Below are 9936 nucleotides of genomic sequence, written 5' to 3'. Positions count from 1 at the left end.
GGATCGCGGCCTTCGTCGTCGGCACGGTCAGTCGGTGTTGACGATCAGTTGTTGTTCTCCGGACCGCTGCGGTCGAGGACCTCGTGGGCCTCGTCCTCGCTGTCCGACGGGGTCCGCGTGGTGGTGATGCGGCCGGCGGACAGCAGTTGCGTCGCGTAGCGATGGGTGATGCACGGATAGGTCCCGCCGCATTCGCGGCAGACGGCGTCGTTGCGGTGCAGCCAGGGCAGTACGCCGAACCGCTTGATCCAGGTCAACGGCTCCCGGTCGGGCGCATGCAGCTGCAGGGCCGAACGGGCGGCGTTCTGGATCTCCGGGGCGGACCATTCCTCGGCGCTCTTGTCCATCAGATCGCTCAGGTCGGGGTTGGGCGATGAGCTGGACGGTGTCTGGGTCACGTTCGTCTCCGGGGCAGGGGTCGGAGCGGTCGGGGCGGTGCGTAGTACCGATGTCACCGGTCGTGATGCTAGACCTCTCAGGGAGCAAGCTGAAACGAGGGTTTGATGCCGCGCCGGCCACTCAGCCCCAGAGCGTCTCGAAGCTGACCCGGGCCTCGAGCTCGAGGAGGTGGCGTTTACGGGGGATTCCGCCGCCGAAACCGACCATCTTGCCGCCGGCGCCGACGACCCGGTGACAGGGCACGATGACCGCGATCGGGTTGTGGTTGCAGGCCACCCCGACCGCGCGGGCCGCACCCGCGTCACCGACGATCTTGGCGACCTCGCCGTAGGTCTGCATCTCGCCGTACGGGATCCGGCGGAGCTGCTGCCAGACGGCGCGCTCGAATTCGGACCCGCCCGGCACGGAGAGCGGGACGGAGAACTCGGTCAGCTCGCCCGCGAAGTACGCCTTGAGCTCCTCCTGGGCGCGCAGCAGCACCGGGTCGCGGACGATGCCCGGCTCGATCTCGGCGGTCCCCATCCGCAGCCGGCACAACCCGACGTCGTCGACCGCCAGGGACAGGTTGCCGATGGGCGAATCGATCACGGACCAGCGGATGGAGCGTCCTTCTGCCACAACAGTCTCCTTGCCTCAACAGCCTCGATTCTGCCTCCCGGCACCGACAGTTTTCGGCGCCCTCCGAGCGGGGACTGTTGACCCGGACCGGGGCGGTGGGGCGGGGCAGAATCAGTGCAGGAGTGAAGTGGCGCGCCACCGACACGGATGGTTCTGGAACGATTACACCGAGTTGTGCTATTTGTGATTCCCCCGCCTCCCGAGGGCGGCCTGGCGACGAGGGGTACACGTGACCGGTCCGTCGGCGTACGAGCCGAACCCGTACGGCGTACCGGCGTACTCCGATCGCACGCCCTCGGGCGCGACCCGGCGTCCGCAGCCGCCGCCGATGGACCGATGGTTCACCTCCGAGCAGGCGATGGGACTCGGGGCGTCGATCCTGATCGGCATCGACACCGTGGCGAGCTGGACCTCGGCCTGGGCCGACTGGCACTCGTACGACGCTGTGCGGGCCTACCCCGACGACGACGGGAAGCTGGCGCAGGCCGACCTGATCTCCGGCTCGTCCGGGATCTTCTCCGCCTTGGCCCTGCTCGCGGCTGCTGTGGTGTTCATCGTCTGGCTCTGGCGGGTCCGCTGGAACGCGGAGATGTTCTGCCGCGGCGAGCACCGGCTGACCAGGGGCTGGGTGCTCGGCAGCTGGATCTGTCCGGTGGTGAACCTCTGGTATCCGAAGTGGCTGGTCGACGACATCGTCGCGGCCAGCGACCCGAGGACCTCACCGCAGACGCCGAGCCTGCGCAGCATCCCGGGCACCCGGCTGGTCTGGGCCTGGTGGATCACCTGGGTGGTCGGGCTGGTGCTCGGCAACGTCGCGCAGCGGAGCTCGCTGGACGGCGTACCGGCGCTCGGCGAGCTGCGGACGAACGCGCTGCTGTCCAGCGTCTCCGCGGTCGCCACGACCGCGGCGGCGGTGCTCGTGATGGTGCTGATCAACCGGGTCAACGAGCTGCAGATCCGGCGCCCGTGGACGCCTTGGTGGGCGGCCGATCAGGCGCCGCCGCCGTACGCCGGGCCGGGCCGTTGAGGCCGGACCGGATCGGGAAGCCGAAGCCTGCCCGGAAAGCTGCCCTGGAAAGCAAACCGTCACGGACCGTTGAATCGTTCGTTACAAGTGGTGATGGGCGTACGAAAAGAACTCGTTAAGTCGATACCCTCCGTGCTGACACCGACTCCACACGGGTACTTACTTCGTGGTATCAATGTGGCTCGGTCACGCGGGGGCAGGATTCGATCGAAACGCCGAACAGACGGAGTTCCAGCAACGCGAGGGACGCAAGACGTGAGCCACCCGCAACCAGCAGTGCTGTCCGCTGCCGAAGAGCCAGAAGTGTGGCAACCGCACGCCGCTGAAGAGTTCCAGCCGGTCGACAAGGTCGGCAAGATCGCGATCGGGCTGCTCGGTGCGTCGACGCTGACGCACCTGCTCTCCACCTGGTCCGACTGGAACACCTACGGCGTGGTGCACACCTACCTCGGTGGCGGTCCGAACGTCGACGACGCGGATCTCAACCGCGCCGACTCGATCGCCAAGATCATCGCGTACCCGAACGTCCTCGTCTCCGTCGCCGCCGCGGTCCTGTTCGTGATCTGGCTCTGGCGGGCCCGGGTGAACTCCGAGGTGCTCTGCCAGGCGGACCATCGCCGCAGTCACGGGTGGGTGCTGGCCAGCTGGTTCACGCCCGGACCGAACTTCTTCTATCCCAAGCAGATCGTGGACGACATCTGGGTCGCCAGCGATCCGAAGACCCCCGTGTACGCCGACGACCTGCGCCGGCTCAGGAAGCCCCTCCTCACCAAGGTGTGGTGGTACGCCTGGGTCGGCGCTCTCGTGTTCGACGTGGTGATCCGCCGGGTGCTGATGTGGATGGACGCCACCGTCGGCTCGCTGCGCGGGATCGCGCTGGCCGGTACGGCGTCGCTGATGCTGACCGTGGTCTCAGCGGCCGCCGCCACCTTCGTGATCCGCAAGATCAACGCGATGCAGGCCAGCCGTCCGTGGGTGCCGTGGTGGGACCAGAGCGCGCCGAAGCTGGCCGCCGTCCCGACGTACGCCGATGACGACACCTCCGAGCAGATGGCCATCAGCGAGCCGATCGCGGTCGCACCGGCGCCCGCGCTGCGGCTGGAGCGGCAGCCCGAGCCGGCCCTGCAGATGGCCGGCGGCGGCGCCGAAGAGGCCCCGAAGTGGAGCCCGTTCGCCCCGGTCGCGGCGAACTGGCAGGACCCCGCTCCGGCGAACCCGAACTACCGCCCGGTCGAGTCCTGGGGTGACGACACCGGCACGCTGACCAGCCCGGTCGAGGAAGCCACCCCGTCGTTCCAGCCGACCGCCGCCGGTGTGGAGAGCCCGAGCTGGGCCAGCTCCTACTCGGAGCCGACCAACAGCGACCTGCTGTCCGCGCCGCTGCCGAGCTGGCAGGCCGAGTCGGTCGCACCGCCCTCGCTCTCCCTGGTCGACACCTCGTACACCTCGACGTCGTACGAGACCAGCGAGCCGTCCTGGTCCAGCTCGTACTCCGAGCCGTACTCCTACGAGACGTCCGACTACTTCCCGGCGTCGGACCTGATCCCCGCACCCGAGCCGGAGCCCGCGCCCGAGCCTGTTGCGCGCGCCGGTCGCCGGGCCGCTCGGGTGGCGGTGGACAGCCCCTCGACCATCGGGTACGGCCAGGACGACGACTACCTGACCCCGTCGAAGCCGCTGCCGACCGTCCCGTCGTACGGGCCGGAGCCGTCGTACTCGCCGGAGTCGCTCTCCTACACCCCGGAGCCCGCCTACACCCCGGAGCCCGCTTACACGCCGGAGACGAGCTACCCGGCGTACGAGGCCCCGGCGGCGTCGTACGAGTCGACCTCGTACAGCACGGACTACTCGGCCACGTCGTACGACTACTCGACGCCGGAGACCAGCTACACCGCTCCGGAGACGAGCTACTCGACCTATGAGTCGTACAGCACGCCGACGACCGCGGAGCCGACCTACGACAGCTACACCTCGTCGTACGACTCCACCTACACGCAGAGCTCCTACACGGACTACGGCACCGAGAACTACGAGTCCTACAGCCCGAACTACACCCCCGAGTCGTACACCGCTCCGGAGTACAGCACTTACACCCCGGAACAGCCCGCTACCGAGTACCAGACGCCGACGCCGTACTCGTATGAGCCGGCCGAGCCACCGGCCGCGGACGACTCCGACAGCACCGCTCCTCGCACCGTCCCCCGTCGCCGTTGGGTATGACCGGTCTCGCCTTCTCCACCCTCGGTTGTGCGGGTGCGCCGCTGGATCACGTCCTGGAGCTCGCCAAGGCCAATGAGATCGGCGGCCTCGAGCTCCGGGCCGCGGACGACGAGTTCACGAACATCGGGCTGAGCGCGACCGAGCGTCGTACGCTGCGCTCCCGGATCGAGGACGCCGGCCTGGAGATCCTCGCGATCTGCAGCTACGTCAACCTCTGCGCGGTCGAGGACCAGCCACTCGAAGCACACCTCGAACTCGCCGCCGACCTCGGCGCCCGCGGCGTCCGCGTCTTCCCCGGCGACGAAGCCCCGACCGGTACGCCGGACGGCCCGACCCCCGGTGAGCTCCGGGCCCTCGATCGGGTTCACTCCGCACCGAAGGACGTGCACGTCTTCCTGGAGACCCACGACTCGCATTCGGCCGGCAGCAGGATGGCCGCGTTGTGCCGGTTGCTCGATGCCGAGGCACCCGGGCACAACGCCAAGGTGATCTGGGACAGCGCCCATACCTGGAGCCACGGCGAGATCCCGGCCCGATCCCTCGACCTGCTCCGCCCGTGGATCGACTTCGTCCAGATCAAGGACAGCGACTCGACCCAGAACTACCGCCCGGTCGCGATCGGCACCGGCGACTTCCCGATCGCCGAGCTCCTCGAAGCCCTCGACGGTACGCCGTACTGGCTGTCCCTCGAATGGGAACTCAAGTGGCACCCACACCTGCCCCCACTCGACGAGGCCCTGCCGGCCACTAGGGCCTGGATCAGCGGAAACTCCTTGCTGCGTTGACTATTCAGGGTTGAAGTATTTGGCCTAGGCCACAATTCGGAATCAGTCCCGGGTGGGTGCATGACATCGGGTACCGATGTGTCGTCAGACCAAGTGACGTCCCGACGGGGGACCGAAAAGGTAAGGACTCGCGATGCCACCTCGCGCGATCGACAAGCGCGCCCGCCCGGGCAACGAACGCCCGGCAGCAGACCGACCTCTCGAAGCACCGCCGCCGGAGCCGGACGAGCCAGAGGTCAGTAGCCCTGGCGCATCAGAAGCCACTCACCTGCGACAGGAGTGATGATCACCGCGGTGATCACGTAGTACCACCACTCCCACCGGAAGCTGCAGATCTTGCCGAGCAAGCCGGTCGCGGGCGCCGCCAGCATTACCCCCGCGGCGCAGTAGGCGGCAGCCACCTCGGTGCCGTCGAAGCGGACGTACGCCGCCACCGTGATCGCCGCTACCGTCACGAGCGCGATCGGGAAGCCGCGGGCGAACGGATTGACCTCTGTCCACAGCGGCCAGCCGGGCGGCGGCGGTCCCCAGCGCGGGTCCGGTCGCCAATCGGGTCCCGGCCGCCACTTCGGCGACGGCGGTGGCGGCCAGTTCGGCGGCGGGTTGAATCTCTTCGACATGGTTGATCCCCACCTCGGTCGGAGTCTCCGAAGGTAGGCGGGGCGCCGGCCGACCGGAGCCGGCTGACATCAACAGGTCACTCGGGTAGCAGCAGGGACACATCGCCGAACTCGTGCCAGAGGTAGTTCCGCTCGAGAGCGGCGTCGTACGCGCGCTGCACGACCTCGCCACCGACCACGGACTCGAGCAGCAGCAGGTGGGATGCCTCCGGCGCGTGCATTCCGGTGACGAGTCCGTCGACCACCCGCGCCGGATGGTCAGGTCCCATGACGAGGTCGGTCCAGCCACCGGCGGCCGCTACCGAGCCGTCCGCGCGAGCAGCAGACTCGATCGCCCTGACGGCCGTCGTACCGACAGCGATCACCCGGCCGCCGTTCGCCTTGACCCAGTTGACCAGACGAGCGGTGTGCTCCGGTACGTCGTACCGCTCAGGCAGCGGCGGTTCGTGGCTCTCCTGCGAGGAAACCCCACAGTGCAGGAGGATCGGAGCGATCAGTACGCCGGACGCGGCCAGCTGGCTCACCAGTTCGAAGCTGAACGGCCTTGCCGCACTGGGCATCTCAGCGCTCCCCGGTTCGCGCGCGAACACGGTCTGGTAGAGCGCGAGCGGCCAACGCTGCCCGACGTACTTGTACGAGATCGGCCGCCCGTGCCGGCGCAGGTAGGAGACGACATCGGCCACCGGCGGTTGCGCCCGCCACAAGCGATTCTGGTCAGGCTGGTACGGCGCCAGCAGTGTGAGCACGCCCTCGGGCAGCTCCACCCGGTCGCCGGAACCCCCACCGAACAAGGGCAAATCGCCGTTCCGCAGCTCGACCACCCACGTACCGTCGTCGAGCGCCGTGGAGAAATGCACGACCACCGGAGCAACACCGGAGCCGGTGATCCAGCTGCCGTCGACGGCAGCCGGCAAGGTGCCGGAAGTGTTCACCAGCAACAGATCGCCGGGCCGCAGGTGATCTCCCAGCCGGTCGAACCGCGTGTGCGTGATGGCCGACCCCTCCGCGACCAGCAGCTTCACCTGATCCCTTGCCAACCCACGCGCCTCGGGCGGCTCGGCCGCGTTCAGCGCGTCGGGCAAGGTGAATCTGGTCTGTGGATGGACTGTCACGAAGTCACCGCCGGTTCGAACTCGGCCGCGCGGTAGCGCCCACTGGTCGGCCGCGCATCGAGCAACCGCAGGAACGCCGGTACGACGGTCGCCGGCTCGGGCCGGTCCGAGATGTCCTCACCGGGGAAGGCGGCCTGGTGCATCGCCGTCCGGAGATCACCCGGATCCACGGCGTACACGGCGAGCTCTTGATGTTCCGCGGCGAGCACCCGGCTCGCATGATCAAGGGCAGCCTTGGCGGATCCGTAGCCACCCCAGCCCTCGTAGCCCTCGACTGCGGCGTCGGAGCTGATGTTGACGACGATGCCGGCCGCGGCCGTGAGGTCCGGGATCAGTGCCTGGGTGAGGGCGATCGGCGCGACGACGTCGACCTCGTAGACCCGGCGAAGGTCGTCGAGGTCCGTCGCGTCGAGCGGGCGCAGCGGGCTGGTGCCGAGGTAGCTGGCGTTGTTCACCAGCAGGTCGAGCCGGCCGAGCTCGCCGACGGCGTCGACCAGGTCGGCCCGGTGTTCGGCATCGGTCACGTCACCGGCCAGCGGGACCACGTCGGTCCGGTCGGCCAGTGCGTCGGCCGCATCTTTCAGGGCGTCCGCGCCGCGGGCATCGATGATCAACGCCCAGCCACGGTCGGCGAGCCCATGGGCGAGCGCCAGTCCCAGTCCGGCGGAGGCGCCGGTGATCAGAGCAACAGGTCGGGTCGAAGAAGGAGGAGTCATGCCCACGACTCTCCAACCTCAAGCGGACTTGAGGTCAAGACCCTCGTGCTGATCCTTCGCGGTGGAGCCGGAGGTCCGCACCCGCCCGTGCGAACCCCCGGTCCTTCAGTACAACAGAGATCAGGACCAGCAGACCTCGTACTCCGAGAGTTGCCGACCCGGTCTGCTCGACCCGACCCACCGAATAGCCTTCTCCCCATGCCCCTTCGCGACCGCTGGAACGACCCGATCCCCGACGCCGCGGCATTGGTGGTCGATCTCGCCGGTCGCTACACGGCGTCCGACCGGCGGGCCTACCGGGACCAGTACCTCGAGGAGGCTCTGGCCGCGCTGGACTCGCTGGAGCAGCTCAGCACCGACCCCGTCGCCGTACGGCTCGCGGTGTGGTTCCACCGAGCCGTCCACGCGCCGGGCGGCCAACCCGCCGAGGACGCCGAGGCGTCGGCCGAGCTCGCCGAGGAGAGCCTCCCGGCGTACGGCGTGAGCGGTGCCCGAGTGACCGAGGTCGCCCGGCTGGTCCGGCTGACCGGCTCGGCGAGCCCGGACGCCGCGGACGCGAATGCCGAGGTCCTGCTCGACGCCGTCAACGCGACGTACGCAGCGCCGAACTACGCCACGCACGCCTCCGAGCTCCGTCGCGACGCCGACGATCGGAGTACGGCGATCAAGCAGCGGCTCGCCGTTGTGCGAGGGCTTCTCGACGGACCCCTTTACCGGACCCAGCTCGGCCGTGAGCGGTTCGACTCGGCGGCACGGGCCAATCTGACCAGGGAACTGGCTGTGCTGGACAGTGAGATCCCGGCGCCATGGCGAGGCTGGCAGCGAGCAGCCTTGATCGCGGCGGCGGTGTTCAGTCCGTTCCTAGCTGCCCTGGCGGCTTACGGAGCAGCTCACTACTCCTGGCGGTCTCCCAGCACTTCGGACTCGGTGTGGTTTCCCAGCGTGCTTTGTGTGCTGGAGCTGTGCACAGTTCCGCTGCTGGCCCGCTTTGCATCGAGAGTCGGCCGGATGGCCAAACTCGTCAGCGGCACCGTCGTGGCGGTCGCGCTGGCCGGACTGATCGTCACCTGGGTGCTGACCCCGGCCAAGACGCCGTCGACGGGTCCCGGTGACCGGGTCCCCCTGCTGATGATCTCCGCAGTCCTGCTGCTGGTGGCCGGCATCGCCTCGCTGGCCTCGTCCTGGCCGATCGCCCGCCATCCCCGACCGGCCTTCAATCGGGGACAGTTGCTCGCCGCGTCGACAACGGTGGCCGTCATCTTCGCTGCGCTGGTGTTCGTCGGTGAGCCGATCCATCATGCCTATCTGCTGAGTGCCAACGAACATCTGACCGGGTCCGACGTCCCGGCCGGCGAACCTGCCCGGCCGGAACTGACCGGCGGCGTCGCCTGGACCAGCCAGGGGATCTCCTACAGCGCCGACGCTCTCGGCGGCGCCGTCAGCACCAGACACGGCATCGCCCTGGCGAGCGGGCTGGGAACCGTCGTGATGCTGGATCCGGCGACCGGCAAGCAACGCTGGCGCTACTCGCGATCCGACTCCGACGGACGACCCGAGCTGGCCGCGACAGCTGACGGGCAATTGCTGATCGCCAACTTCGATGGTGTCGGCTACCTGGTGCTGGACGCCGCCACCGGGAAGCGGAAGGAGACATGGCCGCGTGGCACCCGGGACCACGACCTGAAGTCGGCCGACCCGGCGCTGACCGGCGAGCGGGTCGGCAAGGGTTCGGACAAGCTTCACGGCGTGGATGTCGACGGCACCAGCCGGTGGACCTTCAAACCCGGCCAGTGCACGACGATCGACGCCGCGGCGACGGCCGATACCGCGCTGGCCTTCCTCTGGGGGCAGTGCCATAAGGACAACGAGACGACTGCCCTGGATCTGAAGACCGGCAAGAAGCTCTGGAGCCGCCCGGACAGCTGGTTCGGTCAGCGACCGATGACGGTCGGCGGTCTGCTCGTGGGAACCGAACGGGACGGGCGCGCCGAGGACGAGATGCGCGGAACCCTGGTCGGCGTGGAACCGCGGACCGGCGCGGTGAAGTGGCGATGGCAAGTGCCGTCTGCCTGGGCCTGTGGCACCAAGGTGACGGCGGTCGGAGACCAACTGGTGTTGCTGGACTGTCCTACGGTCGCGGCCAAGAACACCCAGACGGTGGTGACAGTGCTCAAGGCCGAGACCGGAGGTGTCGTCTGGCAGCGAACCGGCCCGGTCAAGATCGGTCCGCAGTTCGCGGTCACGACCGACGGCCGCGTGGCGATGGTCCCGGACCTGGAGGCGGCGGATCACTGCCTGCTGGACGTGATCGACGAGACGGGCTACCGCCAGGTCACGTTGCCGGCCGAGGTTCTCTGCCGCGGCGGCATCCACGCCATCGGCAACCAACTGCTGGCAGCAGGCCACGAGTCCGTCCTCGCCCTCCGCTGACCCCGGCTG

At 68.8% G+C, this 9936-nt stretch carries 9 protein-coding genes; 4 read left to right on the top strand and 5 right to left on the bottom strand.

Annotation, left to right across the window (positions count from 1 at the left end; all coding sequences use genetic code 11):
• Positions 1-44: 44 nt before the first annotated feature.
• On the bottom strand, positions 45-455 hold the full coding sequence (locus tag ABZ004_RS07805; protein ID WP_355678986.1) for a hypothetical protein: 411 nt from the start codon (positions 453-455) through the stop codon (positions 45-47).
• 64 nt (positions 456-519) lie between these two features.
• Entirely contained in the window at positions 520-1017 is a 498-nt protein-coding gene (locus ABZ004_RS07800; RefSeq protein WP_355678985.1) for a methylated-DNA--[protein]-cysteine S-methyltransferase, read from the bottom strand.
• A 229-nt stretch (positions 1018-1246) separates the two neighbouring features.
• On the opposite strand from ABZ004_RS07800, the gene ABZ004_RS07795 reads away from it, so the two are divergent.
• From ABZ004_RS07795 to ABZ004_RS07785, 3 genes are all read left to right on the top strand, one after another.
• On the top strand, positions 1247-2044 hold the full coding sequence (locus ABZ004_RS07795) for a DUF4328 domain-containing protein (protein ID WP_355678984.1): 798 nt from the start codon (positions 1247-1249) through the stop codon (positions 2042-2044).
• A 255-nt stretch (positions 2045-2299) separates the two neighbouring features.
• A complete protein-coding gene (locus ABZ004_RS07790) occupies positions 2300-4264 on the top strand; it encodes a DUF4328 domain-containing protein (RefSeq protein WP_355678983.1) in 1965 nt (654 codons plus the stop codon).
• Positions 4261-5049, top strand: a complete 789-nt coding sequence (locus tag ABZ004_RS07785; protein ID WP_355678982.1) for a sugar phosphate isomerase/epimerase family protein — start codon at positions 4261-4263, stop codon at positions 5047-5049. Before ABZ004_RS07790 ends, ABZ004_RS07785 begins: the two co-directional genes overlap by 4 nt.
• A gap of 236 nt (positions 5050-5285) precedes the next feature.
• Here ABZ004_RS07785 and ABZ004_RS07780 read toward each other — a convergent pair whose 3' ends face one another.
• The 3 genes from ABZ004_RS07780 to ABZ004_RS07770 form a co-directional block, all read right to left on the bottom strand.
• Positions 5286-5669 (bottom strand): hypothetical protein, encoded by a 384-nt coding sequence (locus ABZ004_RS07780; RefSeq protein ID WP_355678981.1) that lies wholly within the window; start codon positions 5667-5669, stop codon positions 5286-5288.
• A gap of 77 nt (positions 5670-5746) precedes the next feature.
• Positions 5747-6781, bottom strand: a complete 1035-nt coding sequence (locus tag ABZ004_RS07775) for an S-adenosylmethionine:tRNA ribosyltransferase-isomerase (RefSeq protein WP_355678980.1) — start codon at positions 6779-6781, stop codon at positions 5747-5749.
• Positions 6778-7497: an SDR family oxidoreductase gene (locus tag ABZ004_RS07770; protein ID WP_355678979.1), complete on the bottom strand. Its 720-nt coding sequence runs from the start codon at positions 7495-7497 to the stop codon at positions 6778-6780. The genes ABZ004_RS07775 and ABZ004_RS07770 overlap by 4 nt, the downstream gene beginning before the upstream one ends.
• 198 nt (positions 7498-7695) lie before the next feature.
• Here ABZ004_RS07770 and ABZ004_RS07765 point away from each other — a divergent pair, with 198 nt between their 5' ends.
• On the top strand, positions 7696-9927 hold the full coding sequence (locus tag ABZ004_RS07765) for a PQQ-binding-like beta-propeller repeat protein (protein WP_355678978.1): 2232 nt from the start codon (positions 7696-7698) through the stop codon (positions 9925-9927).
• Positions 9928-9936 lie beyond the last annotated feature (9 nt).

The organism is Kribbella sp. NPDC006257, from assembly GCF_040613535.1.
In the GTDB taxonomy this organism is placed as follows: domain Bacteria; phylum Actinomycetota; class Actinomycetes; order Propionibacteriales; family Kribbellaceae; genus Kribbella.
Note: the sequence above shows the minus strand (reverse complement) of the source record. Positions and strands in the feature narration are given on the sequence as shown.

Excerpts from the sequence above, each read along its gene's own strand:
- ABZ004_RS07785 (WP_355678982.1), top strand. The coding sequence starts at position 4,261 with ATGACCGGTCTCGCCTTCTCCACCCTCGGTTGTGCGGGTGCGCCGCTG.
- ABZ004_RS07780 (WP_355678981.1), bottom strand. The coding sequence starts at position 5,669 with ATGTCGAAGAGATTCAACCCGCCGCCGAACTGGCCGCCACCGCCGTCG.
- ABZ004_RS07770 (WP_355678979.1), bottom strand. The coding sequence starts at position 7,497 with ATGACTCCTCCTTCTTCGACCCGACCTGTTGCTCTGATCACCGGCGCC.
- ABZ004_RS07765 (WP_355678978.1), top strand. The coding sequence starts at position 7,696 with ATGCCCCTTCGCGACCGCTGGAACGACCCGATCCCCGACGCCGCGGCA.